This is a genomic window from Idiomarina sp. A28L (assembly GCF_000218785.1).
Taxonomy (GTDB): domain Bacteria; phylum Pseudomonadota; class Gammaproteobacteria; order Enterobacterales; family Alteromonadaceae; genus Aliidiomarina.
The window spans coordinates 144,885-171,834 of sequence record NZ_AFPO01000025.1 but is presented as its reverse complement, the minus strand read 5'-3'; the positions used below and the strand labels follow the sequence as shown (position 1 = coordinate 171,834).

Here is a 26,950-nt window from a genome sequence, read left to right as displayed (position 1 = left end):
TGAAATATGAACTCCTTATCCCCATTACCTGTGTAGGGTTAATGACACGATAATTTAGGAGAGTAATCACCATGGCTGATAATCAGCATGCTGAAAAACACGGATTTCAAACGGAAGTAAAGCAGCTTCTACATTTGATGATTCATTCGCTTTACTCCAATAAGGATATTTTCCTTCGTGAGCTAATTTCTAATGCTTCCGATGCTGCCGATAAATTGCGCTTCAAAGCGTTACAAAATAATGATTTATTTGCCGGCGATGCAGAAATGCGGGTGCGTTTGAGCATTGATAAAGAGAATCGCAGTATCACTATTAGCGATAATGGTGTGGGTATGAGCCGCGAAGATGTAATGAGCCATTTAGGTACAATTGCAAAATCGGGCACGAAAGAATTTTTCAGCCAGCTTTCTGGCGATCAGAGTAAAGATTCTCAACTTATTGGCCAATTCGGCGTAGGTTTTTACTCTTCATTCATTGTTTCCGACCAAGTTACGGTGCGCACACGTGCTGCCGGTGCTGCGGAAGATGAAGCAGTAGAATGGCAATCGGCTGGTGATGGTGAATTTACTATTGCACCGATTTCGAAGAAAAGCCGCGGTACCGATATCACTTTACATCTGCGCGAAGGTGAAGAAGAATTTTTGGATGAATGGAAGCTACGTGAAATCGTAACTACCTACTCTGATCATTTGAGCATTCCGGTGCAAATGTGGAAAGAGGAACAACCTGAAAGTGAAGGCCCTGATGGCGAGAAAATTGCTGCTAAGCCAGGTGAATGGGAAACCGTAAACGCGGGTAAAGCACTTTGGTTACGTGAAAAGGGCGATATCAGCGATGAAGAATATCAAGAATTCTACAAAACCGTAGCGCATGATTTTGATGATCCGTTGCTGTGGAGCCACAACAAGGTTGAGGGTAAGCACGAGTACACCAGTTTGTTGTACATTCCGAAACGGGCGCCGTGGGATTTGTGGAACCGTGAAAACCAAAAAGGTATTAAATTGTATGTTCAGCGCGTGTTCATTATGGACGATGCCGAGCAGTTTATGCCAACCTACTTGCGTTTCGTTCGCGGTTTAATTGATTCTAATGATTTGCCATTGAACGTATCGCGGGAAATTCTGCAAGATAGCAAAGTAACGCGTTCGATGCGGAGTGCTAGCACGAAGAAAGTGCTGCAAAGCTTGGTGAAACTCGCTCGTGATGATGCAGAAGCTTACAACAGCTTCTGGGATAACTTCGGTAATGTATTGAAAGAAGGCCCTGCTGAAGATCAGGCAAATATTGAGCGTATCTGTGAGTTGTTGCGTTTTGCTTCAAGCCATGAAGATAGCAGCGAGCAACGAGTTTCTTTAGATGCCTACATTGAGCGCATGAAAGAAGGCCAAGATGCCATTTACTATATTGTAGCGGATAGCTATGAAGCGGCGAAGAACAACCCGGCGCTTGAGATATTCCGTAAGAAGGGCGTAGAAGTTCTATTACTCTCTGATCGCATTGATGAATGGTTAATGAGCCACATTACTGAATACAAAGAGAAGAAATTCCAATCGGTAACCCGCGGTGATTTAGATTTAGGTTCCCTTGATGACGATGCCGATAAAGCCGAGCAAGAAAAGCTTGAGGAAGATTTCGCCATCACGGTAGAGCGGTTTACTACAACCCTTGGTGATAAAGTGAAAAAGGTGCGGGTAACGCACCGGCTAACTGATTCGCCAGCCTGTATCGTTACCGACGATAATGATATGTCGACGCAAATGGCGAAATTAATGGAAGCGGCTGGGCAGAAGGTGCCAGAAACCAAATACATTCTCGAGTTAAACCCTGAACATCCATTAGTGAAGCGTGTTGCGGACGAACAGGATGAAGAACGTTTTGGCGAATGGGCTGATTTACTGTTAGAACAAGCAACGCTAGCAGAACGCGGTAGCTTAAAAGATCCGAGTATCTTTGTACGCCGCCTAAATCGCCTGATGTTGGCGCTTTAAGCTAAAAACCTCGTTAGTTAATTAAATGCTCTCCGTTTCGGGGAGCATTTTTTTTGTACAATGCCAGTGTGCGGGGCTGTGCTAGTTAATGATACAACCAACTTCGACTATGGTCGGCCTTGTTATTTGGGCCTTTGAAAGGTAAAGTTGGCGCATTATTTTTTGAATCATTTGATGACAATAATTTAGGGGAAACACCATGCGGATCATCCTTTTGGGGGCGCCTGGCGCAGGGAAGGGCACCCAAGCTCAATTTTTGATGAATACTTATAGTATTCCACAAATTTCTACCGGAGATATGCTACGTGCTGCGATTAAAGCTGGCACTGAGCTTGGCAAGAAAGCTAAAGAAGTAATGGATGCAGGCCAGTTGGTTTCCGATGATATTATGATTGGCTTGGTGCAAGAGCGAATTGCGCAAAAAGATTGTGAAAAGGGCTTCTTACTCGATGGATTCCCGCGGACTATTCCGCAAGCTGATGCTATGCAAGAAGCGGGCATCAAAATTGATTACGTACTTGAATTTGATGTAGCTGACGATGTAATTGTTGAGCGTATGGCTGGCCGCCGAGTACACCCAGGCTCTGGCCGTGTATATCACGTTACCTACAACCCGCCGAAAGAAGATGGCAAAGATGATGTTACTGGCGAAGATTTACTCGTTCGCGAAGATGATAAAGAAGCAACAGTGCGTAAGCGCTTGAAAATTTATCACGAGCAAACGGAGCCGTTGGTTGCTTATTACAAGAAGTTGGCTGACCAAGGCGTAGTGAAGTGCTATAAATTAGATGGTACGCAGAAAGTAGAAAAGATTAATAAAGAACTAAAAGATTTACTTGGCTAGGCACTTTCAAGGCCTACGCGGGTAAATACCGACAAGAATAATAATTTAAATTGGGGGCCATTATGATTTTGCCTGTTACAAGTTTATTCGCAGCGTTACTCACGCTTCTTTATCTGGTATTGGCGGTTCGTATTATTCGCCTGCGCTGGCGTGATCGCGTTGGGATTGGCAATGGCGAAGCGGTTGATTTGCAAGCTGCCGTTCGTATTCACGGTAACTTTATTGAGTACGTTCCGTTAGCCCTGATTTTGTTGGGCTTAATGGAATTGAATGGCGCCAATCCGGTATTGCTGTATGGCCTCGGTGGCTTGTTGTTCTTGGCGCGTATTAACCATGCAATTGGTTTAACTAAATCAGTGGGTGTTAGCGTATACCGTAGTATTGGTGTACTTGGTACCTTTGCTATGTTGCTACTTGCGGCGGGTTACTTGATCGGTTTTGTGATCGGAAATTCATAAGGTTTAAAATACATTATGACTAGCATTGTTGCTCTGCACAGCTCACAAAGCCATAGTGGGCAGTGGCGTTCCCTTGCTAAACAGCTCGCCCGCCTATTACCGGCGGGCGTTTCTTTTTATGCCCCCGATTTAATTGGATATGGCCAAGGCGTTTCCCTTGCTGAGGGCATACCACGTGATATTACGAAGTTTCGGCTAACTGATGAGTTGCAAGCCTTACAAGCGCAAGATGTGCCGGCTCCTGGCAGCTCTGAAAAAGTTATTTTAATTGGCCATTCTTATGGTGGCGCTACCGCGTTACAGTGGGCCTTGCGCTATCCAAGCCAGGTGCAAGGGCTGATACTCTACGAACCGGTAAGTTTTCACGTGTTGGCCGAAGAAGAAGCGGCGCGCGCAGAAATTCTTGCAATAACCGCTAGCATGGAAGGATTATCGCTCGCCGAATCGGCGGCAATATTTGTTGATTATTGGAATCAGCCGGGTTATTTCGCGCGTTTACCGGAAAAGGCCAAGGGGCTTATGGCGAAGCAACAGGCGAAGGTACAAGCTGATTTTTACGCCTTGTTAGCAGAAGAAACAACGCTAGCGGATTACGGCCAGATAAAGTGCCCCGTGGTATTATTGTATGGTGATGAATCGCCACTTTCGAGCCGCACCGTGGCGGCGCATTTAGCGGCTACACTGCCTAATTGCCAAGCGTTACCGGTACACGCTGGCCACATGGGGCCATTGGTGGCAAGTGATACAGTGAATCCATTTATTTTAGAAGCCTTAGCAAGTATGCAGGTGCTAGAGGGTAACCATTAGCCGAGCTAATACGATTCAGTTTGCACTTACTTGAACTCATATTTTAACGGCAACGCCGTTCTTTTTAGGAAATACCATGCGCCTTCTTTGGTCTAAAACCAAGATGTTGGGGCCCGAAACCAAGAAATTGGCTTTGTTAACGGGGCCTATTTTAATTGCTCAGCTCACGCAAATGTTGATGAGCGTTGTTGATACCTTGATGTCAGGGCGTGTTGGTGCGGTTGATTTGGCTGCTGTGGCTGTGGGTGGTGCAATTTGGATGCCGCTTACCTTACTTATTTTTGGTTTTGGCTTAGCGTTAGCGCCGGTAATTTCGCATTGTGATGGTGCTGATGAGCGCGATCAAGTAGCGCGGCATGTGCAACAATCGTTGTATACCTGCATAATTAGTGCACTGATTACCGCTGTTTTACTCTTCATTGCGCCTTACTTTTTGGCCATTATGGATGTGGAGCCCGAGTTTCGGCAAATGACACTGAGCTACCTGCGGTTCATTATGTGGGGCTTGCCGGCGTTTGTACTCTATGTAGTATTGCGTAACTTTTGTGAAGGCCTTTCACACACCATGCCCTCGCTGGTAATTGGCGTGATAGGCTTGCTGATTAATATTCCAGCAAACTACATCTTTATCTACGGTAAATTAGGGATGCCAGCACTTGGAGGAGCAGGCTCTGGGTTAGCTTCGGCCATCGTGTTGTGGGGTATGGCATTAAGCTTATTGGTGTATGTTATTTACGCCAAACGCTTTGCTGCAGTAGCGCCGTTCCGCAAATTTTTTCCGCCCGATTGGGACGACATTTGGCATTTCACTCGCCTTGGCTTTCCAATTTCCATGTCGCTATTTTTTGAAACCAGCCTATTTGCGGCGGTAGCTATTTTAATTGCGCCATTGGGCGCGGTGATGGTTTCTGGCCATCAAATTGCACTTAATGTTTCATCACTAGTGTATATGTTCCCGCTAAGCTTGAGTATGGCCGTTACCTTACGCGTTGGCTTCGCGCTCGGTGCACAGCGGCCGGTAGATGCGATGAACGCTTATAAAGTGGCGTTACTTATGGGCGTTAGTTTCGCTACCATTAATGGCTTAGGAATGTGGTTAGGGGGCCGTTGGCTTGCCGGCTTTTACACCGATAACCAAGAAATTATTTCCTTAGCCGGAACCCTGCTTGGGCTGGCGGCGATATTTACCGTTTCTGATACCTTCCAAGCTATTTCTATCGGCGCGTTGCGGGGCTATAAAGATACTCGTGCCGCGATGGTGGTTACGCTTATTTCTTATTGGCCTTTTGGTTTGAGTGTAGGGGTGGTTTTGGGGCTTACCGATTGGGTGGTGCCACGTATGGGAGCTGCAGGTTTCTGGATTGGCTTTATTTCCGGCTTAAGTGTTGCTGCGGTATTACTTACCTTGCGCTTGTTCCGTGTGCACAGCCGTTGGGAAGCAAAAATACACCAGCGATCCGAGTAACCGGGCCGCTGGTGGTGTGGATTAATGTTTGCGGCGTTCGCGTAATACGTTTACCACATCTTCTAGGCTGAGATCGCGAGCCTGCAAAACAACCAGCAAGTGATATAACAAATCAGCACTCTCATTTAGCAGCGCTTCATCGTTTTGTGCTACTGCAGCAAGTGCTACTTCAACCCCTTCTTCACCTACTTTTTGCGCACAGCGGCGAATACCATCGTTAAGCAATTTTGCGGTGTAGCTTTTGCCAGGGTTGCCAGCCGCTAAATCTGCTTTGCGAGCAGCAATAGTGCGCTCTAACTCAACTAGCTCGCTAGCAACCGGTTGCTGCGGTGGTAGCCAGCATGTTTCGGTACCTAAATGGCACGTAGGCCCTTGTGGCCGCGCTTGCACGAGTAGGGCATCGCTATCACAATCGGCAGTAACCGATTCTAATAACAGCTCATTACCAGAGCTTTCACCTTTCATCCATAAGCGCTGCTTGCTGCGGCTAAAAAACGTTACTTTGCCACTAGCCAAGGTTTGCTCTAGCGCTTCTGCGTTCATATAGCCCTGCATGAGTAAACGCCCGCTGGTGCTATCTTGCACCATGCATGGCAATAAGCCCTGCATTTTTTCCCATGCTAAATCAACAATATTGTCGCTGGTTACAATCATGATCTGTTCCTAGTTCGTTGTATTGAATTTGCTTCATGTTGCTAGGTGTTTATCATGAAGCAAATTCAAGTTACCGCCAAGCATTAGAGTTTAAGGGCGAATGGCAATATTAGCCTTACGCAACGTGGCTTTCAGTGTTGGAATCGGAATAATGCCTTTGTGAAAAACCGATGCAGCTAGTGCACCATCAACTTCTGCTTGTTGAAAAACATCAATAAAGTGTTGTTCTGCACCGGCACCACCAGAAGCTATCAACGGCACTGAACATTGTTTGCGAATATTCGCTAGTTGGGCAATATCGTAGCCTTTGCGCACGCCATCTTGATTCATGCAATTGAGCACAATTTCGCCAGCACCGCGGGCAATTACTTCATTTACCCAATCGGCGGTTTCCCAAGTGGTTTTTTCTGTACGGCTTTCATCGCCGGTAAATTTATATACTTCGTAGCACCCAGTTTCGGCATTGAAGAAGCTATCGATGCCAATAACCACACATTGTTGGCCAAATTCATCAACCAATTCGTTAATTAAATCAGGGCGGCGTAACGCAGGAGAATTTACTGATATTTTATCCGCGCCCATGGCAAGAATCTCGCGCGCTTGCTCAACACTTTGAATACCACCGGCCACCGCAAAAGGAATGTTAATCACTTCCGCTACTCGGCTCACCCATGATTTATCAACCACGCGGTTATCCGCACTGGCGGTAATATCGTAAAACACCAACTCATCAGCGCCTTCTTCGGCGTAACGAGTAGCTAGCGGCACGATATCGCCAACAATTTCGTGATTGCGAAATTGTACGCCCTTCACAACTTGGCCATCACGAACATCGAGGCATGGAATTATGCGTTTTGCCAGCATGTAATTGCCTCCTCAAGGGTGAACTTTCCGGTAAGCAAGGCTTTACCCAGTATTACGCTATCGCATTGCTCGGCTTTTAATGCAATTAAATCGTTCAAACCGGCAACACCGCCAGAAGCTTGCCAAACAATGTTGGGGTATTGGCGTTTCAGTTCAGCATATAAGGGCACGTTAGAGCCGCTCAGAGTGCCATCGCGGCTAATATCGGTGCAAAGCACATGGCGCAAGCCACGTTCAATGTATTGCTGTAAGAGAGCATCAAGAGTTACGCTGCTATTTTCTTGCCAGCCTTCAGTGGCCAGCCAGCGGTTGCCTTCGGCATCAATATTGATATCCAGTGCCAACACAATAGCTTCGGGGCCGAACTCATCTAGCCAAGCCAAAACGGTTTCAGGATCTTTTACCGCTTTCGAACCAATTACCGCGCGCTTAACGCCGGCTGCAAGCAATTGCTCAACATCAGCTTTAGTGCGAATACCACCGCCGGTTTGCACCGGTAAGCCGGATACTTTGGTTATCTCCGTTAGCAGCGCAAGCTGGCGTTTAGCGGGATCACGGGCACCATCTAAATCCACTAAGTGAATATATTCTGCGCCGCTATCGCGATATTGGCAGGCTACTGCAACTGGGTTGCTGTGATAGGTAGTTTGCTGGGCGAAATCGCCTTTCAATAACCGCACAACTTGGCCATCAATTAAATCAAGTGCTGGAATTAACATGAAAGCTCCAAGAAATTCTTTAAAACGCGGGCGCCATCGGCACCGGAACGCTCTGGATGAAATTGCACGCCCATAAAATTGTTATGCGCAATGGCGGCCGAAAATGCTTGTGTGTATTCACAACTAGCAATGGTTTGTTCACTAATAGGCGCCGCAAAGCTGTGCACAAAATAGAACCAAGGTTGGCTCAAGCCCTCGAACAATGGGTGATCAGATACCTCTGTGCGGTTCCAACCCATGTGCGGTAAAGGTTTACCGCCGGCTGCTTGCATGCGTTCAATTACGCCTGGAATAACCCCAAGGCATGCTACTGAACCTGCGGTTTCTCCAGTAGCAACGGCTGAACCAGCGCCAGCTTCAGCAGAACGTTCGGTAAGCATTTGCATACCTAAACAAATACCTAGTACCGGCTGCGTTAAAGCGCGCAATACTGGCACAAGGCCTAAGCTTTCTAACGAACGCATAGCGGCGCTAGCTGTACCTACGCCGGGCAGTACAACATGGCTTGCGGCTTTGATTATTTCAGGATCAGCACTGATAACAGGCGTAACACCCAAGCGGCGAAAGGCAAAATCTACCGATGCTAAGTTCGCAACCCGAGTATTCACAATCACTAGATTCACGCGAGAACTCCCTTACTCGAAGGCATTTCGCTACCTTGCTTGCGAATAGCTTGGCGTAAGCCCCGGCCAAATACCTTAAACAGGCTTTCTACTTGGTGGTGGGCATTGCCCTCAGTGGTTGTAAGGTGCAACGATACTTTCATGGTATCGCAAAGCGAACGGAAGAAATGCTCAACCATTTGCGTACCTAATTGGCCCACGTGCTCGGCACTGAAATCAGCATTAAATACTAAAAACGGGCGGCCAGAAATATCCAATATGCACTCGGCACGGCATTCATCCATTGGTAATACAAAACCAAAACGGCCAATACCGCGTTTATCACCCATAGCTTTGTATAAGGCTTCGCCTAATGCTAACGCAGTATCTTCAACGGTGTGGTGATCATCGATGTGTAGATCACCGGTTACGCCAACTTGTAGCGAAAATCCACCGTGGGTAGCGATCTGTTCCAACATGTGATCGAAAAAGCCTAATCCTGTGTGAATCTTAATCGGGCCGCTTTCATCTAAATTCACATCAATGCGGATATCGGTTTCTTTGGTGGTACGCGTTACAGAAGCTACACGTTGTTTTTGCGTGAGGCTCTTCACAATCGCTGGCCAGTTATTCTCTTGCCGATCATAACGAATGCCTTGAATACCCATAGCATCGGCGAGCTGCAAATCGGTATCGCGATCGCCAATTACCGCTGATGTAGTAAAATCTACTTTGCCTTGCTGCAAATATTCTTTTACTAAGCCGAGCTTAGGTTTGCGGCAGCTACAGTTTTCATGGTCAAAATGTGGGCAAATCAGCACATCGGCAAATGTAATGCCGTGCGCCGCGAACAAGGCCATCATGGCATTGTGTGGCGCATCAAAATCAGCCTGCGGGAAGCTATCGGTGCCAAGGCCATCTTGATTGCTCACCATTACTAAGGTGTAACCTGCATTTTGTAAATCTTGCAGGGCATTTACCACACTCGGTTCATAAACGAGCTTATCGAGGCGATCGAGCTGTTTATCAACGGCTGGCTCTTCTACTAAAGTGCCATCACGGTCGATAAATAAAATCTTTTGCGCTGCCATTTACTTGGCCTCCGTTTTTTTCGTAAGCACCGTTTTCTCAGGTTCCGAATCGTTGCGAGAATTAAGTTGCTGGTATTTTTTTAGCAGGCTAAGTAGCTGAATATTTTCTTCGGGGCTGCCAATAGTAATGCGCACTACCTGCTCTAACCCAATTTGATTCGATTGATTGCGAAGCAGTACCCCAGCATCCACGCAGTATTGTATCAGCGCTTGCGCATCTTGTACTTGGATTAGAATGAAATTGGTAACGCTTGGATACACTGCAGTTACATAACTCAACTTTTGCAGCTCAATTGCTAGCAAATCACGCTCACTCACCGTTTCAAAGGTGTTTTGGCGTGTGGCTATAAGATTATCGAATTGCAATGCTTGGCTGGCAATTTGCACGCTAACATCAGGTAATGGGTAGGGCGCAAGAATGGGCAACAAGGCGTTAATCAATGCCTCTGATCCTATGGTAAAGCCAACTCGAATACCGGCAAGGCCAAAGGCTTTAGAAAGGGTGCGCATTACTACAAGGTTTTCGTAAGTTTCGAGATAACGAACCATAGAAACGTTGTTGGTAGCCTTCGCAATTTTGCTTTTCTCTTGCTCTGAAGCTGATAGGCCTGCCAGTGCTTCAACAAACTTACTGGTTTCGGCAAATTCGATATAGGCCTCATCCGATACCACCAAAGCGCGGCCTCGGCACATTTCGATTACGGCTAATATATCTTCTTCCCGCAACGCATTGCCAAGTGGGTTTGAAGGGTTGCACAAAAACACTACTTTAATGCGGCCAGCGGCTTCATCGAGTGCTTTTTGAATACCATCAAGATCAAGTTGCCAGTTCTGCTGCTGTAATGGCACCACCACGGTTTCATTGTGGTTGATGCTGGCGGAAATCGCATACATGCCATACGTGGGCGGGCAGATAAGAATTTGATCGCGGCCGGGTTCACAGAAACTCCGAATTAATAATTCAATGCTCTCATCACTGCCGCGATGGCTAATCAGCTGATTGGCATTCACGCCAGCATAATTTGCATAGGCTTGATTAAGCTTTTTATTCTGAAAATCAGGATAGCGATTGAGATCTTCAGTAGCTACTTGATAGCTGCGGCCATAGGGCGATTCATTGGCGTTTAGCCACAAATTACCGCCCGACATGCTGCGGCGTGCAGATGCATAGGGAGTAAAGCTCTGTAAGTGCTCACGCAACAATTGTTGAATAAAACCTGCGCTCATGCTGGTATCTCCGCTCATATCTTATTTGCTGCTATCTGTTGCAGTATCGCGCTGAAAACGCGCACTTTCCAAACGCAGTGAAACAGCGCGTAAGTGAGCATCCAGCGATTCTTCCGCCGCTAAATCAATAATAGTTTCACCTAGATCAGCAAGGCCCTGTGGGCTAACTGTTTGCACCGTGTAACGCCGATAAAAATCAAGTAAACCTAAGCTACTATAATTCCGTGCAAAGCCGTAAGTGGGCAATACGTGGTTGGTGCCCGTGGCATAATCACCGCCTGATTCAGGGGTGTAGTGGCCCACGAAAATTGAGCCCGCGCGAGTTAGCTTTGGCAACCACTGCGCGCAATCATCGAGTTGTAAACTTAAGTGCTCTGGTGCATAAGTTTCGCTAATCGTCACGGCCTCAGCTAAATCTTGAGTAAGAATTAAAGCACTCGATGCTAATGCCTGATTAGTGATTTCGGCACGAGGCAAAGTAGCGAGTTGATTTGCTAACGCTTCGCGCACGGCGGCAATTAAGTTGCTAGAAGGGCTTAATAATAGTACTTGTGAATCAGGGCCGTGCTCCGCTTGAGAGAGTAAATCCGCAGCAACAAATGCAGGTTCGGCGCTATCATCGGCAATAACCAATAACTCAGAAGGGCCTGCTGGTAAATCAATAGCAGGGCCGCCGGCACGTTGGCTTACTTGTTGCTTTGCTTCGGTAACGTAGCTATTGCCCGGGCCAAATATTTTATCCACCGCAGGAATGCTCTCGGTACCTAACGCCAATGCAGCTATTGCTTGCGCACCGCCACCCAAATATACACCGGTAACACCGCATTTAAGTGCGGCATAGCAAATGGCTGGAGTTAATTCGCCTTGCGCATTTGGCGGGCTAATTAACACACGCTCACTGCAATTAGCAATTTGCGCGGGAACGCCAAGCATTAATACGGTACTTGGTAAACTAGCGCTGCCACCGGGAATATATAAGCCTACGCGGGTAAGTGCTGCGAACCGTTGTTCACAAAAAACTCCTGGCATCGTTTCTAAAGCAATATCTTCAGGCTTCTGTGCTAAGTGAAAAGCACGAATGTTGGTGTAGGCTTGATCAATCGCTGCTTTCACCTTGGCTGGCGTTTGCGCAGCAATTTCGGCCACTTTATCCATGCTCAGCTCTGGGCTTTGCAAGCTAACACCATCGAAACGTTGGGTGAGGGCAAGCAATGCCGCATCGCCTTCTTTAGCAACCTTATCGATAATTGTGGCTACTTGTTCGCGCAATGTTTCTGAAACGGCTTGCACCGGCCGGTTAAGCAGTTGCGCGCGGGTTTCACTGCTAGCTTCTTGCCAATTAATTGGTGCTGGCAATTGAATGTTCATGCTCATGGCGATTTATCCCATCATTTTTTCGATTGGCATCACTAAAATGGAGCTACAGCCGAGTGCTTTTAACTGCTCCATGGTTTCCCAAAATAAGTTTTCAGTGCTCACAACGTGCACGGCAACTTGGCTATCGCTGTGGCTTAACGGAAGTATGGTAGGGCGTTCAGCGCCCGGCAAAATAGCCTCTACTTCTTTCAATTTATCTTTCGGTGCGTGCAGCATGATGTATTTGCTTTCTTTCGCTAATTGCACGCCATCAAGCCGCGCCAGCAATTTATTTACCAGTTCTTGTTTCTCATTGCTTAAGGCTTCTTCGCGCTGAATAAGTTGCACTTGCGAACGGAAGATTACTTCTTGCTCAACTAAACCATTCGCTTCAAGGGTGGCGCCGGTAGATACGAGATCGCAAATAGCATCGGCAAGGCCCGCTCGTGGTGCTACTTCAACCGAACCGGTAAGCATTACGGTGCGTGCTTTAATATTTTGTTTTGCAAGGTAGCTTTCCAACAAACGTGGGTATGTGGTGGCAATTTTTTTACCAGCTAGAGCCTGCAAACCTTGGTAATTTGCTTCTTTTGGCACAGCTACGCTTAATCGGCAAAAGCCAAAATCGAGGCGACGTAGTGAATTGAAGCTGCTTGGCTGCTGTTTGATAACCCGCTCAAGGCGCTCTTCTTCTAAAACGTTTTCGCCGATTAAACCCAAATCAACAACACCGTCCATTACTAAGCCGGGAATATCGTCATCACGAACACGGAGTAAATCTACTGGGTGGCTTGTGCTGTGTGCCATTAAACGTGCTTCATGGATATTGAATTTCACACCGCATGCTTCAAGTAATTTCATTGATTCTTTACTCAAGCGACCCGATTTTTGTACTGCTATAGTTAGGCGTTCGTTGCTCATTCTCATTATCCTTTCAGTTCTAATTTAAATTTTTTTGATTTCGTATTTTTTATTACGTTCTTTGTTGCCGCAAAAGCACAAAGAAAAAGCCCCGGTAAGGTACGCTTCCGGGGCTTGCAGCTTGTTTAACTTGGAAGGTACCGTTGATTAAAACGTACCTCCCATTACAGCAGAAGGCCGTTACAGGGGATGATGGTGATGGTATTTTGTTGTTACAGCTTCACACACACTACGCAAAGCTGGCGCACACGCGCTAGCTTTATAGTTGTCTGCAAAGTTGTATAATAAAACCATCGTTTCAGCCTTTAGTTTCTGCGTTGATTTGTAAAGTTGTATGGATTTTACGTTGCTGAGAGAAAATTGCAAGTGTTCTCACTGATATTCTCCCGCCATATTCTTACCCAATGCATTGAACTTAAAGCATCGGCCTATAGGGTTTTCGGTAAAACGAGTAGGAAAGTGGTGCCTTTGCCTTCTTCGCTTTTCACCGTAATATCGCCCCGAAGTTTTTGCCGAACTAGGTTATATACAATCGACATGCCCAATCCTGTTCCACCATCATTACGTCTTGTGGTGAAGAAAGGATCGAAAATTTGGGTAAGCGTTTCGTTATTCATTCCAGCGCCATTATCGATAAATTTCAAGCGTATCTGGTTTCCCTCAATTGATTCAGCCTCAAGGCGTAATTCGCCGCCCGGTTCTTTGAATGCGTGGCGAATTGAATTGGTTACTAAATTAGTGATAATTTGTGCCATGGCGCCCGGTATGGTAACCATTCGAATATCTTTCGGGATATTAATTTCATAACTAATCCCAGCTCGGCGAAGTTCGATAGATAGAGTAGACATCACCTCTTCTAGATAGCCGCGTAAATCAATTTCTCGTTGTTCGGCAACCATTTGATCTACGGCAATTTGTTTAAAGTTGCTGATCAGAGCGCCTACACGCGATAAATTCTTTTGTGTGAGGCTTAACGAATCGGCACTGCGATCTAGGAAGTTAGTGAGTTGCTCACGCGTTAAATTGCCCTGGGTAAGGTGCTCTTTTAACACCGTAATTCTATCGTTCACCATGCTCGTTCCAGTAATAGCTACGCCGAGCGGGGTGTTTACTTCATGAGCAACACCGGCCACGAGGTTACCAAGTGCCGCCATTTTTTCTGATTCCACCAGTTTATCTTGGGCTTCATGCAGCTCATCTAAGGCAAACATGAGCTTACCCGCAGTTTTGCGCTTATTAAGAAACATAACAACGGTTGTAAAGGCGAGAATTAAAGCTATTAAAAGCGCTGCACCAATCGACCAAAGATACGAGCGTTGGCGATCAATAGTGCGCTCACGAGATTCTAGTAATGCAAGCTGCTCATCGAGTGCGTTACGTTGATCGCGCAGTTGTTGTTGCTGCACGGAGAGCACATTTCGGTTAGCGGTGATACGCTCGGCTAAATCATCACTTTCTAGTTGTTTTTGGCGTAATTGTTGTTCTTTTTCATTTAGTTCTGTTTGTTGTGCAGCAAGCAACGATTCACTCTGCCTTAACGTTTGCTGAATTTGCCGAAGTTGTTCTTCACGCAGCAAAATTTGCTGGCGTTGTTGATCAAGCTCGTTCAGTAAATCGCGTAATGCCGATTGCTGCGATTCCATCACTTGCTCGCGATCTTCAAGAGTTCCTTGCTGGGCACGCAAAACATTATCGCGTTCACGAATGGTTTGTTCTAACACCTGAATTCGGCTCAGTAACTGATTATTCTCTCGCTGAGTATTGGTAAGGTTTTGCTGTAATTCGCGTTGTTCGTTTTCCAATTGTGCCAAACGCTGATAGGCTCGCCGAGCATACACTGCAAGCTCAAGCTCGTTGCCCCGTAATGTAAGTAAATCAAGGGTAGAACGTAAGCCACTATCCTGAATGCGATCGCTGTTAACTTGGAAGGCTAAACGGTTTTGATTTCCGCTCACTAGATTAATCATCATATCGTCGCGTACGGGTGAATGTTCACTTATCACCAAAATAGGGCGCGAGCGGGTTGCATTAAATGCACTGTTCAACTGGTGTGAAGCGCCGGGTGCGATATAAAGAATATCAACATCACTGGCCATATTGGGCCGGGTAAGTAGTTGCACATCAATTTGTAGGCCACGCACTGGCAATATTGGCGCTGAGATAAGTTGTTGATACACCGATTCGTTACCGAGCACGCCAATAGTGAGTTGCTGGCGCACTGATTCATTTGGCCAAGTTACATACTGAACCACATTAGATAAATAGGCGGCACGTAATTCTTCGGGTGTTATTTCCGCATTACGTTCATTTATAGCACTACGAGTTTGGGTGTTAGTTTGTGCAAAGGCTTGATTCACGTTGGCGATAGTGAAAATCGAGCTTACTAACATTAAAGAAATCAGTAAAAACCGACGCATCATAACATTCGGCATCCTAAGCAACTTATGGAATAATGCGGTAAGCATAACGTAAAGGAAGAAAGGATGTCAGAGGTAACTGCAGTTTTTACACCCGGAGGTGCATTAAGTAAATCGCTCCCGGGCTTCCAGCCCCGCCCAGCCCAGCAGAAAATGGCCGCTGCTATTGAATCACTCAGCAAAGCTGGGGATCAACTAGTGGTTGAAGCGGAAACGGGAACGGGTAAAACCTTTGCGTATCTAGCGCCGGCGCTTTTGCGCGGCGGAAAAGTGATTCTTTCTACTGGAACGCGTAATTTACAAGAACAATTATTTCATCGCGATTTGCCCCAGCTTCGCGATGCGTTGGCGCCACAAGCGGTTGCAGCGCTACTCAAAGGCCGCTCGAATTATTTGTGTTTAAATCGGCTAGAACAATCGATTAAACATCCTACTGATGCGGATAGCACGGTGCTTTCGCAATTACAGGAAGTTCGTGATTGGGCGAACCGCACGAAAAGTGGTGATTTGGGTGAGTTAGCCTCTCTACCCGAAGATGCGCCAGTAATTCCGCGAGTAACCAGCACCATTGATAATTGCCTTGGCCGTGAATGCCCACAATACGAAGATTGTTACTTGGTGAAAGCCCGCAAAGAAGCCTTAGAGGCCGATATTGTGGTGGTAAATCATCATTTGTTTTGTGCCGATTTAGTATTGAAAGATACCGGCTTTGGCGAATTAATTCCTGCAGCTGATATGGTGGTTTTTGATGAAGCGCACCAGCTGCCTGATATCGCTAGCCAATATTTCAGCGATACGGTTTCTACGCGGGGGCTGGTGGATTTATGCAAAGATTTGCAGTTCCTTTATAAAACTGTAGTTCGTGATGCTAAATCGTTATCGCAGATAGCCGATCAGCTTGAACGCGCAGCCCGTGATTTGCGGTTGAATTTCCCTTTGGATCCAGAACGCGGCAATTGGCGTGATGCGCTGAATCAAGATGAGCGCGCCAAAGCTAGCACGCATTTGGCCGAACTGATTAGCCGGGCGCAAGCTATTTGCAAAAATTTGGTAGGGCGTGATAAGGATCTCGATCAGTGTTTTGAACGCTTAGATTTAATTCGTAAGCGTTGGGATTTATTGTTGAATACACAGGTAACAGGGTATAGCTATTGGTATGAAACTAGCCAACGGCACTTAACCGTGCATCGCACGCCGCTTTCTGTAGCAGAGCCCTTTGGCCGCCAACTTGCCGAACAAGAAGCCCGTTGGGTATTCACATCAGCAACACTAACCGTTGATGGCTCCTTTGATTACTTTAGTGAACGTTTAGGCTTGGGTAATGCGAAAACTTTAATTTTAGACAGCCCGTTTGATTTTGCTAAACAAGCAATGCTTTGTTTGCCGCGGTACTTACCGGAGCCGCATGCCCCGCAAATGGGCGATGCCTTGATAGATATAGTACGCAAAGTAATTGCAGTGAACCCTGGTGGTACGTTTGTACTTTTTACCAGCCATCGCATGCTGCAAAAAGTTGCGCAAGCGCTTACCGATAACATTGATAGGCCTTTAATGGTACAGGGGCAAAGCAGTAAACGTGAGCTATTAAGTACCTTTGTGGCCGCGGGCAATGGTGTGCTGCTCGGCACTAGCTCATTTTGGGAAGGGGTTGATGTGCGCGGCGATGCGCTAACGTGCGTGATTATTGATAAATTGCCATTCACCTCGCCGGATGAACCGTTGTTACAGGCACGAGTTGAAGATTGCCGCATGCGCGGTGGCGACCCTTTTGCCAGTATTCAAATACCGCAAGCGGTGATTGCCATGAAGCAAGGTGCAGGCCGTTTGGTTCGGGATGTTACGGATAGGGGCGTGCTAATTATTTGTGATAATCGGATTGTAACCAAGCGCTATGGCGCCACATTCCTAAGCAGCTTACCGGCTATGGCAAGAACTCGTTCATTAGAAAAGACATTAGAATTTTTAGCCGCTGCCAATGTTTTGAAAGGCGAGGAAGAGCCTGAAGATGAAGCAGTTGCAGGAGAAGTAAAATGAAAAGCTCACGGTTACTAGCCATTGATAGTGCAACCGAATATTGCTCTGTTGCGTATACAGATGGTCAGCAATTAATTATTCGTGGCCAAGAAGCGCCGAGAAAGCATGCAGATTTATTGTTGCCATATGTGCAAGAAGTTCTCGCTGAAGCGCAAGTAACGCTTGCTGATTTAGATGCAATTGTGGTTGGGCGTGGGCCGGGAAGTTTTACCGGCGTGCGCATTGCAGCGGGTATTGCTCAAGGTTTGGCATTTAGCCAAAATATTCCATTGATTGGGGTATCGAGTTTGGAAGCTATGGCTCAGCAGGCGTTTCGCTTACATGGTGCCACAGCAGTGGCGGCGGCGATCGATGCGCGAATGGGTGAGGTTTATTTTGGAACCTGTGTGGCCGAGCACGGTCTGATGGTTATGCAAGGCAGCGAAGTTGTCTGTGCGCCAAATACCGTAGGTGCATTAAGTAATGCGCATGAATGGTATACGGTGGGTACAGGTTTCATTACCTATCCCGATATTTTAGCCGAACGTTTTGGCAACGAGGCTGTTGTAAGGCCTACTAACATTCGCTTTCCCCATGCCGAAGATATGCTACCGATTGGTACGCAACGTTTATTAAACGGAAAGGCTGTTGCGGCGGAAGATTTTGATGTTCATTATGTTCGTAACGAAGTAACGTGGCAAAAGCTGCCCGGCCGTTCGTAAGCGTTTGTGAAAATGTTTTTTGAAAGAGAACGGGTGCTTATTTGCAATCGCTGAAGATTTAGGTGTTGATAAGCCTGATTACAGCGAATTAATCGAGGAAAGTGAGATGAAAAAGCCTGTATTATTTGGTTTATCAGTATTCATTTTAGCGCTCACGCTAACCGGGTGTGCTACCCAGATACCAGAATCAGTGCGTGGTGATGGCGGTGAGTTAACAACCTTTACGCAAGTTAAAGCTGCGCCAGAAGCTACTGTTGGCCAGCAAGTGCGTTGGGGTGGGGTTATCGCGGAAGTGCGGAATCGCGAAGATAATTCAGAAATTGAAGTAGTTGGGTTTGCTTTACGGAGTTTTGGTCGGCCTGAATCTAATGATGAAACCTATGGCCGTTTTCGAGTTATTGTTGCAGGCTTTGCCGACCCTGAGGTTTATGCAAAAGGGCGCATGATTACGGTGCTTGGAACCTATACTGAAACTGAAGCCGGCATGATCGGTGAATATGTTTATGAATTCCCGGTAGTACAAGCCAGTGGCGTGGAGTTGTGGCGCGAAGAAGCGCCGAGAATCGACGATTGGCGCTATGATATTTATTCGCCGCGCTATCGCAATTACCTTTATGGTGTAGGCCCATATCGCGTACACCCTTATCATTACTATCCATATCATTATTACCCGCAAGGTGGGGTAATTCGTAGTGGCACTCGGCCGCACCGCAGCGATGGTACTCGCCCATCAAGCCAGCAACCAAGCCAGCAGCCCAGCCCGCAACCTAGGCAGCGTATAGAACATCGGCCTCCGGTTGATCGTGAGGAACGGTATATTATTGAATGAGAGCTTTTAGTACGAAACTTCCACATATAGAACTTGCGGGCCTGCAATCAGGCCCGCAGTCATTTCCGCAACTATTAGCGTTGCATGGTTGGTTAGATAATGCGCAGAGCTTTGTTCCTTTAAATGCGCATTTGGATAGCTTTCATCGGTATTTTTTGGATTTTCCAGGCCATGGGTGCTCGGGCCATAGGCCAACCGGAGGCTGGTACTATTTTACTGAGTATGTAGCCGATGTAGTTGCTTTCATTGAGCACGAAAATCTGTACGATTTGCATTTGGTTGGCCATAGTATGGGCGGCTACGTAGCACAGTTAGTGGCAAGCATTTGCCCTGAGCGCGTGAGCAAGTTAACCTTAATTGAAGCGTTTGGCCTGTATATCAGCACTCAAGGTGATGTTGTTGATCATCTTGCAAAGGCTATTTCTACGCGCAAACGGTTGGCCGAGAAAACAGCTCCTATATACCCAGATAGTGAACGTTTGGTAAAGTTAAGAGCCGAAAAAAGTGAACTGAGCGAAGATTTAGCGCGTTTAATTATTGAGCGGAATTTGCAGCCAGTTGCCAATGGTGTTGAGTGGCGAATAGATCCAAGAGTTCGTTTGGCTTCACCAATTCGCTTTACAGAAGCGAACGCTACCGATATGTTGAAGCATATAGTTTGCCCAGTTCAGTTGATTTTAGGTGATACTGGCCACGAAGATTTACGCAAGGCTCTGGCTGCGTGGCAGAAGTATGTTCCGCAATTACAGGTGCATACTTTAGTTGGGGGGCACCACGTGCACATGCAACAGCCAGAACAAGTAGCACAAATAATAGGCAGCCTAAGTTGAATTTGCGATGTATTTCGGTGAAATCGCGGCAAAAATGTGGATAAAATCGAGATAAGCGCTAGGAACAACTGGTCTGATATGCGAGTATTACGCGTTTTTAATTTTAAGAATAATAGCTAATCAGGAGCATTCACGGTGGAAAAGATTTGGTTAAAACGTTATCCAAACGGGGTTCCGACGGAAATCGATCCGGATCATTACGCGTCTTTGGTAGATATTTTTGAAGAGAGCGTAAAGAAATATAAAGATTCTCCGGCCTTTAGTAACATGGACCATGAAATTACATATGGCGAGTTAGATACATTAACAGAGCAATTCGCAGCATATTTGCAAGGGCTAGGCCTAAAGAAAGGCGACCCGGTGGCAGTAATGATGCCGAACTTGTTGCAATATCCAGTGGCTTTGTTCGGTATTTTACGTGCTGGCATGACAGTGGTGAACGTAAACCCATTGTATACCGCACGTGAACTGAAGCATCAGCTTAACGATTCGAAAACCAAAGCGATTGTTATTCTCAAAAACTTTGCTGAAACTCTCACAAAGATTGAGAAAGACGTGAAGCTCGATAAGGTTATTTTGACGGGTATCGGCGATATGTTGCCAGCACCTAAAGGTTGGATTGTTAACTTCGTTGTGAAGTACGTGAAGAAAATGGTGCCTGCCTACAGCCTGAGCAATACCATTGAATTCAATGAAACCCTTAAAATCGGTAGCAAGAAAACCTACACGCGGCCAGAAATCGCCGGTGATGCGTTAGCCTTCCTGCAATACACAGGTGGCACTACTGGAGTATCGAAAGGCGCAATGCTAACGCACCGAAATATGGTGGCTAACTTAGACCAGATTTCGGCGTTTATCCTGCCGCGCTTAACTGATGGCAAAGAAGTGGTGATAACGGCGCTTCCGCTTTATCATATCTTTGCGTTAACCGCGAACTGCCTAGCTTTCCTTAAGTTTGGTGGCAAAAACATATTAATTACTAACCCACGTGATATGCCGGCGTTTGTGAAAGAACTGAGTAAACACAAGTTCACTATGATTTCAGGTGTAAATACGCTGTTTAACGGCCTGTTACATACACCAGGATTCAAAGATCTTGATTTTTCACATTTGAAAATCGCTCTAGGTGGCGGTATGGCAGTGCAACGTGCGGTAGCTGAGAACTGGGAAAAAGTAACCGGTTCGGCGTTACTGGAAGGCTATGGCCTAACGGAATGTTCGCCGGTGGTTACTGCAAACCCATTCGATATTGAGCATTATACCGGCAGCATTGGTATTCCATTGCCTTCAACAGATGTGATTATTGTTGATGAAGATGGTAAAGAATTGCCGCAGGGTGAAACCGGTGAGATTTGGGCCAAAGGCCCGCAGGTAATGGCTGGCTACTTAGGCCGCCAAGAAGATACCGATAAATCTATTAAAGATGGCTGGTTTGCAACAGGCGATATGGGCACCATGGACGAACATGGTTTCTTCCGCATCGTTGATCGCAAAAAAGATATGATTTTGGTATCGGGTTTTAACGTGTATCCAAATGAAATCGAAGATGTGGTTGCGAGCCACCCGAAAGTGCTGGAAGTAGCTGCTGTAGGTGTGGAGCATGAAGCTTCTGGTGAAGTGGTTAAGATTGTGGTGGTGAAGAAAGATCAATCGTTAGGTGAGAAAGAGCTAATTGATTATTGCCGCGAAAACTTAACTGCGTACAAAGTACCTAAGATTGTAGAATTCCGTGATGAATTGCCAAAAACAAACGTTGGCAAGATCCTGCGCAGAGAACTACGTGATAATTAATACGAAACAACAGTTCGGAATATTGAATGAGTAAGAACTTTCGTATGATAAACGCCACCGAGGAATTGGTGGCGTTTTGCGATCTAGCAAAAGCGAATGGTTGGCTGGCGCTGGATACAGAATTTGTGAGAACACGCACGCTATATGCTGAACTTGGTTTGGTGCAAGCGCGAACAGGCGAAGAAATTGTGCTTGTTGACCCCTTAAACGGGGTTGATTTAAGTGCGCTTTGGCAACTGTTGCGCAGCGATATCATTACTGTATTGCATGCCGCAGGCGAAGATTTAGAAATTTTCCAGCGTAATAATGCTGCCCCTCGATTTCTATTTGATACTCAAATTGCCAATGCCTTTATTAGCGATGGTACGCAAATTGGTTACGCTGGCCTCGTAGAACAAATGCTAAATGTTAGTGTAGATAAGAGCCAGAGCCGCACCGATTGGTTGCAACGGCCACTTAGCCCAGCGCAGCTTGAGTATGCAGCAGCCGATGTAGAATACTTAGCTGAGCTTTATCCAACCTTGCGGGCAAAAACCATTGATTCCGGTATGGAAACTTTGGTGTTAGCTGAATGCCAAGAGCAGGTAGCGAAGCGGGCACGAGAAACTGTGGCTGAATTAGCGTGGCGCGATATCGGTGGTGTGAGCTTACTTGATGGTAGCGGCCGGGCTATTCTGCGTGAACTCGCACAATGGCGGCTAGAGCTTGCTCGAGAAAGGAACATAGCATTACCTTTTGTTGCTCGCGATCATATTTTAACCGATATTGCCCGCAATAAACCGAGCAACCGCCATGAACTAAGCCAAACAGAAGAGCTCCACCCTAAATCGTTGCGCTTGTATGGGGAGGCTATTTTGCAGTGCGTAGAGCGAGGCTTGGCAGTGCCGAAAGAACAGCAACCGGAAGAAATTCCGCGTTATGATCAAGATTGGCAATATAAACGCTTCTTTAAAGCAGCTAAAGCAATATTAAAAGCTGCCGGCGAATCGGCGAACATTCCAGTGCCTTTGATGGGCTCACGCAAACAAATTAACGAAATTTATGTATGGCATCATTTCACTACTGAGGCCACTAAAGCTAAACTTCATACACCAGATTTGTATAACGGATGGCGCGGTGAACTGGTAGCAAAACCAATGGCGGAATTGGTGGCAGCAAGTAGTTAAGCTTCGGCTGTAAATATTCCGTTTTTGTATTGGCTTTTTTCTCGCTGTTAGAGCGAATTGAGGTGAGCATGTTAGTTCGCATATTACGTTCGCCGAAAAAGGCGGACACCTATTTATATCTTCCCCTGAAAGCCGAAATAGATGAATTACCAGAGGTGTTGCAAGGGTTATTTACGCCTGAGCAACTGGTAACTAAGTTATCAATAACACCAGAACGACAACTTGCCCGTATTTCTGGTGTAAAGCTGCTGGAACACCTGAATACCGAAGGGTACTATCTACAAGTACCGCCACCGGTGGTGAGTTTATTGAGAACACCGGAATAGTATTGAAGAATAATATACAAGTTCGAGGCAATCGCCGTTGAACAACGTAAAGAGGAAGGCCCATGCAAGCGTTAAAGAATAATTTCATACCGTATTTTACTGTGGCGAACATGCGCATGGCGCTGTTCATCATGGTTTTTGCTTTATTTTCCTTAGGTAATGTTGCCGTAGGTAATGAGCGTGATGTTGATGTTGAAGGCTTTCCTGCTTATGTAGAGAAACTCAAAGAAGAAGCTTTGGCGCATGGGATTTCAGCGGAAACCATTGAGAAAGCATTTGTTGATGTGAGCTTTTATGAGCGGGCAGTAACGGCTGATCGTAATCAACCGGAATTTACCATTACCTTAGATACTTATTTGCCGCGGGCAGTGCCTGATTGGAAAGTGCGCCAGGGTATTGAAAAGTACAATGAGCACAAAGAATTGCTGGAACGCATTGGTGCAGAATATGGTGTGCAGCCGCGTTTTATCGTTGCCTTGTGGGGAATTGAAACCAACTATGGTGGTTACACGGGTAACTTCCGGGTTATTTCGGCGTTGGCAACCTTGGCTTACGAGGGCCGCCGCGAGGAAATGTTTAAGCGTCAATTAATGCAAGCGTTAGAAATTATTGATGCTGGGCACATTGAACCTGAGCAAATGCGAGGTTCGTGGGCCGGAGCTATGGGGCAAACCCAATTTATGCCAAGCTCGTTTTTGGCCTACGCGGTTGATGGCGATGGTGATGGCAAAATAGATATTTGGAATAGCTACGCCGATGTTTTTTCTTCTGCCGCAAACTACTTAGCCAACGTTGGTTGGGATGATAGCAAAACGTGGGGTAGGCAGGTGCAGTTACCAGCAGGTTTTGATGTTGAAAAAGCAGGCTTAAGCAGCAAAAAATTATTATCAGAATGGCAAGATTTAGGCATTCGCCGTTACGATGGCAGCGATTTACCAACGCGGGAAATTCCTGCATCAGTAATTATTCCTGATGGTGTTGATGGCCGCGCTTATCTTGCTTACCACAATTGGGATGTGCTCATGCGCTGGAACCGTTCAAACTACTTTGTTGTAGTGGTAGGGCATCTCGCCGATCGGATTCAAATGGGGCAGTAAATGTCGATTAACGCGTACACGTTCAAACCTCACGGTGTGGGGTTACCTGATGTAACCATGCCTGTTGACCGAGCACTGTACTCGGTAAATGGTGGGCCGATGGCGGCAGCGGCTGGTAAAATAGTGTGCGTTGGCCGTAATTACGCTGATCATGCTAAAGAACTCGGCAACGAGGTGCCAGAGGCCCCCTTGCTGTTTATGAAGCCGGCATCTTCAATTCAACCTTTGCATTCGGAACAGCTGCGAATTCCAACCGATAAAGGTGCTTGCCATCACGAGTTAGAATTGGCGGTGTTGATTGGTGGCCTGATGCAGGGAGTAAATGCCTCGGAAGCGATGAGTAACGTTGCCGGCTACGCGCTAGCCCTCGATTTAACCCTGCGCGATGTGCAAGATGAGCTGAAAGCTAAAGGCCAGCCATGGGAGCGCGCAAAGGCGTTTGATGGCAGTGCCGCGCTTGGGCCGTTTGTTTCCGCGAATGTGTTTGGTAATGTCGCGAAAGCTAGTTTTTCGCTGGAACGCAACGGGGAAGTGCAACAGCAAGGGAAAGCGAGCGATATGATCTTCCCGGTGGCGGAGTTACTGGCGGAAATTTCTGCAATCTTTACCCTTGAGCCAGGTGATATTGTGCTAACCGGCACGCCAGCAGGTGTGGGGCCATTGGTTGTAGGCGATAACTTAAGTACTAAGTTAATCACCGGAAATGGCCAAGAATGGGCGTGGCAAACTCGTGTTACGAGCCGCTGATGGAATTTTGGCAGGAAAAATCACTTAGCGAAATGACAGTTGTGGAGTGGGAATCGCTCTGTGATGGTTGCGGTAAGTGTTGTTTGCATAAACTGCTCGATGAACGTGAAGATTTAAATGCCGATGCACCCATGGAGCTCGGTGAAGATTTACATTACACCAATGTTGCCTGCCAGTTGCTTGATACTCAATCAGGTGGTTGCAGTAATTACACGAATCGCCATCAATTTGTACCAGATTGCGTGCAACTGTCACTGGCAGCATTGCCGAATATTCATTTTATGCCTCCAAGCTGTGCGTATCGGCGTTTACATGAAGGCCGAGGGCTTCCCAGTTGGCATCCTTTGTTGCACAAGGGTTCTCGGGTTGCCATGGAAGCCGCAGGAATGGCCGTTACGTGCCATCCTACTGTGCATGATACGGAAAGTGCCGCGGAAGACGGCTTGATTGTGCTTTGGCCGCTTGCGGATGAACAATAATATTTATATGCAAATGTTGGGGTTAAGCGCCATATGACGCGTTAACCAAAGATTTTTATATTTTGCGTAAATAAAGCAAACGAACGATCAATGTTATTGCAGCAATGCTGAGTAATATAAAGAATATTATTTGCATCCACTCGGGCATATTCAAGCCCATCAAACGCCAGCCATCATCGCCGCAAATGCCGGTTACTGCGAATACGCTTGGAAACCATTCATGTAAAGGCGCCCAGCTCGGAAAATTTGGGAAGGCAGCACAGCTATTGAATAACGGATTTGCATCACGCTGTAACCACAAATGGTGATTGGCGGCTGATAGCCCAGCCCAAGCACTCGCGATCCAGCCAACATAAGCAACAACGCGAATGGCGGCATTTTGTGGCGCTAGAACCCCCAACCAAGCGAAGAGCGCTACTCCGATCATGGCGGTGCGTTGATAGATACACTGTACACAAGGGTTTAAGCCTTGTACGTGTTGCATGATCAGCGCGGCAGCTACTAACCCAGAGCTCGCTAGGGCCAGTAAAAGCCAAGGCCATTTTTGCTCTGGCCACTTGGCAATGCGATGCAGTGGTGTCATTCCTGAGGTTAATTTATTTTTATTCGTATTCATCGCAATTCCATGGTTAACTTCAGTTGGTGAATTATTATTTTAAAACAGCATGCTAACCCAAGCGTTAGAGAAAAAGAATGCCTAGGCAGCGGATTCTGCTGTCGGATAAGCATCTAAAACTTGTCCGACCATTACCAGCAAGTTACAATCAAACGCTGTTCCTATCGAATTTAAACGATTTAGCGAAGAAAGGCACTTATGTTTATTAAAGCAAAAAGCCCAGCAGGGTTTGCAGAAGAATTTATTGTGAAGTCTATTTGGAAGGGCGATTTCGCACCGGGATCTATTTTGCCTGCAGAACGTGAGTTGTCTGAATTAATTGGTGTTACGCGCACCACACTCCGCGAAGTTCTGCAACGCTTGGCCCGTGATGGTTGGTTAACTATTCAGCACGGTAAACCTACGAAGGTAAATAACTTCTGGGAAACCTCTGGCTTAAATATATTAGAAACGTTAGCTCGGCTAGATGAAGATGGCATGCCAGATTTGGTTGATCAGCTGCTTTCAGCGCGCACCAACATTAGCGCCATTTATATTCGCCAAGCCATTCGCCAAAACAAAGAACGTGCTGCAGAAGTGCTGCGCAGCGCGCAAACCGTGGAAGATACCCCGAAAGCCTTTGCTGATTTCGATTATCAATTGAATCATGAATTAGCGTTTGCTTCAGGCAACCCGATTTATGTATTAGTATTGAATGGCTTTAAAGGTTTGTATGCGCGCATTGGCCAGTTTTATTTTGCAGAGCCGGTAGGCCGTGAGTTGGCTCGCAAGTATTACGAAGAAATGCTGCAACTAGTTGAAGCAGGCGATCAAGCCGGTGCAATGAATTTGGTACGCCAATATGGCTATGATTCAGCCGCGATTTGGAAAAATTTACGCGATTCAATTCCTGAAAACTTGGTGGATTAAAGTGTGGGTTTA

Annotated in this window: 26 protein-coding genes; 16 read left to right on the top strand and 10 right to left on the bottom strand. The window is 46.5% G+C overall.

Annotated features, from left to right (window positions below; all coding sequences use genetic code 11):
* The first annotated feature begins 71 nt into the window (after nucleotides 1-71).
* The 5 genes from htpG to A28LD_RS11070 all read left to right on the top strand — a co-directional run bounded on the left by htpG (nucleotide 72) and on the right by A28LD_RS11070 (nucleotide 5,562).
* Nucleotides 72-1,988, top strand: coding sequence for a molecular chaperone HtpG (htpG, locus tag A28LD_RS11090; protein WP_007421166.1), 1,917 nt, complete (start codon nucleotides 72-74; stop codon nucleotides 1,986-1,988).
* A 199-nt stretch (nucleotides 1,989-2,187) separates the two neighbouring features.
* On the top strand, nucleotides 2,188-2,832 hold the full coding sequence (adk, locus tag A28LD_RS11085) for an adenylate kinase (protein WP_007421165.1): 645 nt from the start codon (nucleotides 2,188-2,190) through the stop codon (nucleotides 2,830-2,832).
* Between the two features lie 62 nt (nucleotides 2,833-2,894).
* Entirely contained in the window at nucleotides 2,895-3,290 is a 396-nt protein-coding gene (locus A28LD_RS11080; RefSeq protein WP_007421164.1) for an MAPEG family protein, read from the top strand.
* Nucleotides 3,291-3,305: 15 nt separating this feature from the next.
* Nucleotides 3,306-4,097, top strand: coding sequence for an alpha/beta fold hydrolase (locus A28LD_RS11075; RefSeq protein WP_007421163.1), 792 nt, complete (start codon nucleotides 3,306-3,308; stop codon nucleotides 4,095-4,097).
* A 76-nt stretch (nucleotides 4,098-4,173) separates the two neighbouring features.
* On the top strand, nucleotides 4,174-5,562 hold the full coding sequence (locus A28LD_RS11070; protein ID WP_007421162.1) for an MATE family efflux transporter: 1,389 nt from the start codon (nucleotides 4,174-4,176) through the stop codon (nucleotides 5,560-5,562).
* 21 nt (nucleotides 5,563-5,583) lie between these two features.
* Here the strand turns inward: A28LD_RS11070 and hisIE are convergent, their stop codons facing one another.
* The 9 genes from hisIE to A28LD_RS12065 form a co-directional block, all read right to left on the bottom strand.
* Nucleotides 5,584-6,216, bottom strand: coding sequence for a bifunctional phosphoribosyl-AMP cyclohydrolase/phosphoribosyl-ATP diphosphatase HisIE (gene hisIE / locus A28LD_RS11065; RefSeq protein ID WP_007421161.1), 633 nt, complete (start codon nucleotides 6,214-6,216; stop codon nucleotides 5,584-5,586).
* 90 nt (nucleotides 6,217-6,306) lie between these two features.
* Complete coding sequence (gene hisF, locus A28LD_RS11060; RefSeq protein ID WP_007421160.1) at nucleotides 6,307-7,080, bottom strand: imidazole glycerol phosphate synthase subunit HisF; 774 nt, start codon at nucleotides 7,078-7,080, stop codon at nucleotides 6,307-6,309.
* Nucleotides 7,062-7,799 carry a 1-(5-phosphoribosyl)-5-[(5-phosphoribosylamino)methylideneamino]imidazole-4-carboxamide isomerase gene (gene hisA / locus A28LD_RS11055; RefSeq protein WP_007421159.1) on the bottom strand — a complete coding sequence of 246 codons (738 nt, stop codon included), beginning with the start codon at nucleotides 7,797-7,799 and terminating at the stop codon, nucleotides 7,062-7,064. The genes hisF and hisA overlap by 19 nt, the downstream gene beginning before the upstream one ends.
* Complete coding sequence (gene hisH / locus A28LD_RS11050) at nucleotides 7,793-8,422, bottom strand: imidazole glycerol phosphate synthase subunit HisH (RefSeq protein ID WP_007421158.1); 630 nt, start codon at nucleotides 8,420-8,422, stop codon at nucleotides 7,793-7,795. The genes hisA and hisH overlap by 7 nt, the downstream gene beginning before the upstream one ends.
* Nucleotides 8,419-9,492 (bottom strand): bifunctional histidinol-phosphatase/imidazoleglycerol-phosphate dehydratase HisB, encoded by a 1,074-nt coding sequence (gene hisB / locus A28LD_RS11045; protein WP_007421157.1) that lies wholly within the window; start codon nucleotides 9,490-9,492, stop codon nucleotides 8,419-8,421. The genes hisH and hisB overlap by 4 nt, the downstream gene beginning before the upstream one ends.
* Nucleotides 9,493-10,719: a histidinol-phosphate transaminase gene (gene hisC, locus A28LD_RS11040; protein ID WP_007421156.1), complete on the bottom strand. Its 1,227-nt coding sequence runs from the start codon at nucleotides 10,717-10,719 to the stop codon at nucleotides 9,493-9,495.
* Nucleotides 10,720-10,740: 21 nt separating this feature from the next.
* The gene (gene hisD / locus A28LD_RS11035) at nucleotides 10,741-12,093 is read right to left on the bottom strand and encodes a histidinol dehydrogenase (RefSeq protein WP_007421155.1); all 1,353 of its coding nucleotides are present in this window, start codon (nucleotides 12,091-12,093) and stop codon (nucleotides 10,741-10,743) included.
* A gap of 6 nt (nucleotides 12,094-12,099) precedes the next feature.
* Complete coding sequence (gene hisG, locus A28LD_RS11030) at nucleotides 12,100-12,996, bottom strand: ATP phosphoribosyltransferase (RefSeq protein WP_007421154.1); 897 nt, start codon at nucleotides 12,994-12,996, stop codon at nucleotides 12,100-12,102.
* A 428-nt stretch (nucleotides 12,997-13,424) separates the two neighbouring features.
* Nucleotides 13,425-15,416, bottom strand: coding sequence for a YfiR/HmsC family protein (locus A28LD_RS12065; protein ID WP_007421153.1), 1,992 nt, complete (start codon nucleotides 15,414-15,416; stop codon nucleotides 13,425-13,427).
* 63 nt (nucleotides 15,417-15,479) lie between these two features.
* Here A28LD_RS12065 and A28LD_RS11020 point away from each other — a divergent pair, with 63 nt between their 5' ends.
* The 10 genes from A28LD_RS11020 to A28LD_RS10975 all read left to right on the top strand — a co-directional run bounded on the left by A28LD_RS11020 (nucleotide 15,480) and on the right by A28LD_RS10975 (nucleotide 25,413).
* The gene (locus A28LD_RS11020; RefSeq protein ID WP_007421152.1) at nucleotides 15,480-17,447 is read left to right on the top strand and encodes an ATP-dependent DNA helicase; all 1,968 of its coding nucleotides are present in this window, start codon (nucleotides 15,480-15,482) and stop codon (nucleotides 17,445-17,447) included.
* Nucleotides 17,444-18,148 carry a tRNA (adenosine(37)-N6)-threonylcarbamoyltransferase complex dimerization subunit type 1 TsaB gene (gene tsaB / locus A28LD_RS11015; RefSeq protein ID WP_007421151.1) on the top strand — a complete coding sequence of 235 codons (705 nt, stop codon included), beginning with the start codon at nucleotides 17,444-17,446 and terminating at the stop codon, nucleotides 18,146-18,148. The genes A28LD_RS11020 and tsaB overlap by 4 nt, the downstream gene beginning before the upstream one ends.
* Nucleotides 18,149-18,254: 106 nt before the next feature.
* Nucleotides 18,255-18,977 (top strand): Slp family lipoprotein, encoded by a 723-nt coding sequence (locus A28LD_RS12060; RefSeq protein WP_007421150.1) that lies wholly within the window; start codon nucleotides 18,255-18,257, stop codon nucleotides 18,975-18,977.
* Nucleotides 18,974-19,807: an alpha/beta fold hydrolase gene (locus tag A28LD_RS11005; RefSeq protein ID WP_007421149.1), complete on the top strand. Its 834-nt coding sequence runs from the start codon at nucleotides 18,974-18,976 to the stop codon at nucleotides 19,805-19,807. Before A28LD_RS12060 ends, A28LD_RS11005 begins: the two co-directional genes overlap by 4 nt.
* Before the next feature lie 135 nt (nucleotides 19,808-19,942).
* Nucleotides 19,943-21,598, top strand: a complete 1,656-nt coding sequence (gene fadD / locus A28LD_RS11000) for a long-chain-fatty-acid--CoA ligase FadD (protein ID WP_007421148.1) — start codon at nucleotides 19,943-19,945, stop codon at nucleotides 21,596-21,598.
* A gap of 26 nt (nucleotides 21,599-21,624) precedes the next feature.
* The gene (rnd, locus tag A28LD_RS10995; RefSeq protein WP_007421147.1) at nucleotides 21,625-22,764 is read left to right on the top strand and encodes a ribonuclease D; all 1,140 of its coding nucleotides are present in this window, start codon (nucleotides 21,625-21,627) and stop codon (nucleotides 22,762-22,764) included.
* Between the two features lie 68 nt (nucleotides 22,765-22,832).
* Nucleotides 22,833-23,090 carry a YcgL domain-containing protein gene (locus tag A28LD_RS10990; RefSeq protein ID WP_007421146.1) on the top strand — a complete coding sequence of 86 codons (258 nt, stop codon included), beginning with the start codon at nucleotides 22,833-22,835 and terminating at the stop codon, nucleotides 23,088-23,090.
* Nucleotides 23,091-23,152: 62 nt separating this feature from the next.
* The gene (locus A28LD_RS10985) at nucleotides 23,153-24,187 is read left to right on the top strand and encodes a lytic murein transglycosylase (protein ID WP_007421145.1); all 1,035 of its coding nucleotides are present in this window, start codon (nucleotides 23,153-23,155) and stop codon (nucleotides 24,185-24,187) included.
* On the top strand, nucleotides 24,188-24,934 hold the full coding sequence (locus A28LD_RS10980; RefSeq protein ID WP_007421144.1) for a fumarylacetoacetate hydrolase family protein: 747 nt from the start codon (nucleotides 24,188-24,190) through the stop codon (nucleotides 24,932-24,934). It begins immediately after the preceding gene.
* The gene (locus tag A28LD_RS10975; RefSeq protein ID WP_007421143.1) at nucleotides 24,934-25,413 is read left to right on the top strand and encodes a YcgN family cysteine cluster protein; all 480 of its coding nucleotides are present in this window, start codon (nucleotides 24,934-24,936) and stop codon (nucleotides 25,411-25,413) included. Before A28LD_RS10980 ends, A28LD_RS10975 begins: the two co-directional genes overlap by 1 nt.
* Nucleotides 25,414-25,468: 55 nt before the next feature.
* On the opposite strand, the gene dsbB is transcribed toward A28LD_RS10975, so the two are convergent.
* Complete coding sequence (dsbB, locus tag A28LD_RS10970; protein WP_007421142.1) at nucleotides 25,469-26,029, bottom strand: disulfide bond formation protein DsbB; 561 nt, start codon at nucleotides 26,027-26,029, stop codon at nucleotides 25,469-25,471.
* 198 nt (nucleotides 26,030-26,227) lie between these two features.
* Between dsbB and fadR the strand changes: the two genes are divergently transcribed.
* On the top strand, nucleotides 26,228-26,938 hold the full coding sequence (fadR, locus tag A28LD_RS10965; protein WP_007421141.1) for a fatty acid metabolism transcriptional regulator FadR: 711 nt from the start codon (nucleotides 26,228-26,230) through the stop codon (nucleotides 26,936-26,938).
* Nucleotides 26,939-26,950 lie beyond the last annotated feature (12 nt).

What these genes read in the sequence shown, in the direction of transcription:
- htpG (WP_007421166.1), top strand. Translation starts at nt 72, where the DNA reads ATGGCTGATAATCAGCATGCTGAAAAACACGGATTTCAAACGGAAGTA.
- adk (WP_007421165.1), top strand. Translation starts at nt 2,188, where the DNA reads ATGCGGATCATCCTTTTGGGGGCGCCTGGCGCAGGGAAGGGCACCCAA.
- A28LD_RS11080 (WP_007421164.1), top strand. Translation starts at nt 2,895, where the DNA reads ATGATTTTGCCTGTTACAAGTTTATTCGCAGCGTTACTCACGCTTCTT.
- A28LD_RS11075 (WP_007421163.1), top strand. Translation starts at nt 3,306, where the DNA reads ATGACTAGCATTGTTGCTCTGCACAGCTCACAAAGCCATAGTGGGCAG.
- A28LD_RS11070 (WP_007421162.1), top strand. Translation starts at nt 4,174, where the DNA reads ATGCGCCTTCTTTGGTCTAAAACCAAGATGTTGGGGCCCGAAACCAAG.
- hisIE (WP_007421161.1), bottom strand. Translation starts at nt 6,216, where the DNA reads ATGATTGTAACCAGCGACAATATTGTTGATTTAGCATGGGAAAAAATG.
- hisF (WP_007421160.1), bottom strand. Translation starts at nt 7,080, where the DNA reads ATGCTGGCAAAACGCATAATTCCATGCCTCGATGTTCGTGATGGCCAA.
- hisA (WP_007421159.1), bottom strand. Translation starts at nt 7,799, where the DNA reads ATGTTAATTCCAGCACTTGATTTAATTGATGGCCAAGTTGTGCGGTTA.
- hisB (WP_007421157.1), bottom strand. Translation starts at nt 9,492, where the DNA reads ATGGCAGCGCAAAAGATTTTATTTATCGACCGTGATGGCACTTTAGTA.
- hisC (WP_007421156.1), bottom strand. Translation starts at nt 10,719, where the DNA reads ATGAGCGCAGGTTTTATTCAACAATTGTTGCGTGAGCACTTACAGAGC.
- hisD (WP_007421155.1), bottom strand. Translation starts at nt 12,093, where the DNA reads ATGAGCATGAACATTCAATTGCCAGCACCAATTAATTGGCAAGAAGCT.
- hisG (WP_007421154.1), bottom strand. Translation starts at nt 12,996, where the DNA reads ATGAGCAACGAACGCCTAACTATAGCAGTACAAAAATCGGGTCGCTTG.
- A28LD_RS12065 (WP_007421153.1), bottom strand. Translation starts at nt 15,416, where the DNA reads ATGATGCGTCGGTTTTTACTGATTTCTTTAATGTTAGTAAGCTCGATT.
- A28LD_RS11020 (WP_007421152.1), top strand. Translation starts at nt 15,480, where the DNA reads ATGTCAGAGGTAACTGCAGTTTTTACACCCGGAGGTGCATTAAGTAAA.
- tsaB (WP_007421151.1), top strand. Translation starts at nt 17,444, where the DNA reads ATGAAAAGCTCACGGTTACTAGCCATTGATAGTGCAACCGAATATTGC.
- A28LD_RS12060 (WP_007421150.1), top strand. Translation starts at nt 18,255, where the DNA reads ATGAAAAAGCCTGTATTATTTGGTTTATCAGTATTCATTTTAGCGCTC.
- A28LD_RS11005 (WP_007421149.1), top strand. Translation starts at nt 18,974, where the DNA reads ATGAGAGCTTTTAGTACGAAACTTCCACATATAGAACTTGCGGGCCTG.
- rnd (WP_007421147.1), top strand. Translation starts at nt 21,625, where the DNA reads ATGAGTAAGAACTTTCGTATGATAAACGCCACCGAGGAATTGGTGGCG.
- A28LD_RS10990 (WP_007421146.1), top strand. Translation starts at nt 22,833, where the DNA reads ATGTTAGTTCGCATATTACGTTCGCCGAAAAAGGCGGACACCTATTTA.
- A28LD_RS10985 (WP_007421145.1), top strand. Translation starts at nt 23,153, where the DNA reads ATGCAAGCGTTAAAGAATAATTTCATACCGTATTTTACTGTGGCGAAC.
- A28LD_RS10980 (WP_007421144.1), top strand. Translation starts at nt 24,188, where the DNA reads ATGTCGATTAACGCGTACACGTTCAAACCTCACGGTGTGGGGTTACCT.
- A28LD_RS10975 (WP_007421143.1), top strand. Translation starts at nt 24,934, where the DNA reads ATGGAATTTTGGCAGGAAAAATCACTTAGCGAAATGACAGTTGTGGAG.
- dsbB (WP_007421142.1), bottom strand. Translation starts at nt 26,029, where the DNA reads ATGAATACGAATAAAAATAAATTAACCTCAGGAATGACACCACTGCAT.
- fadR (WP_007421141.1), top strand. Translation starts at nt 26,228, where the DNA reads ATGTTTATTAAAGCAAAAAGCCCAGCAGGGTTTGCAGAAGAATTTATT.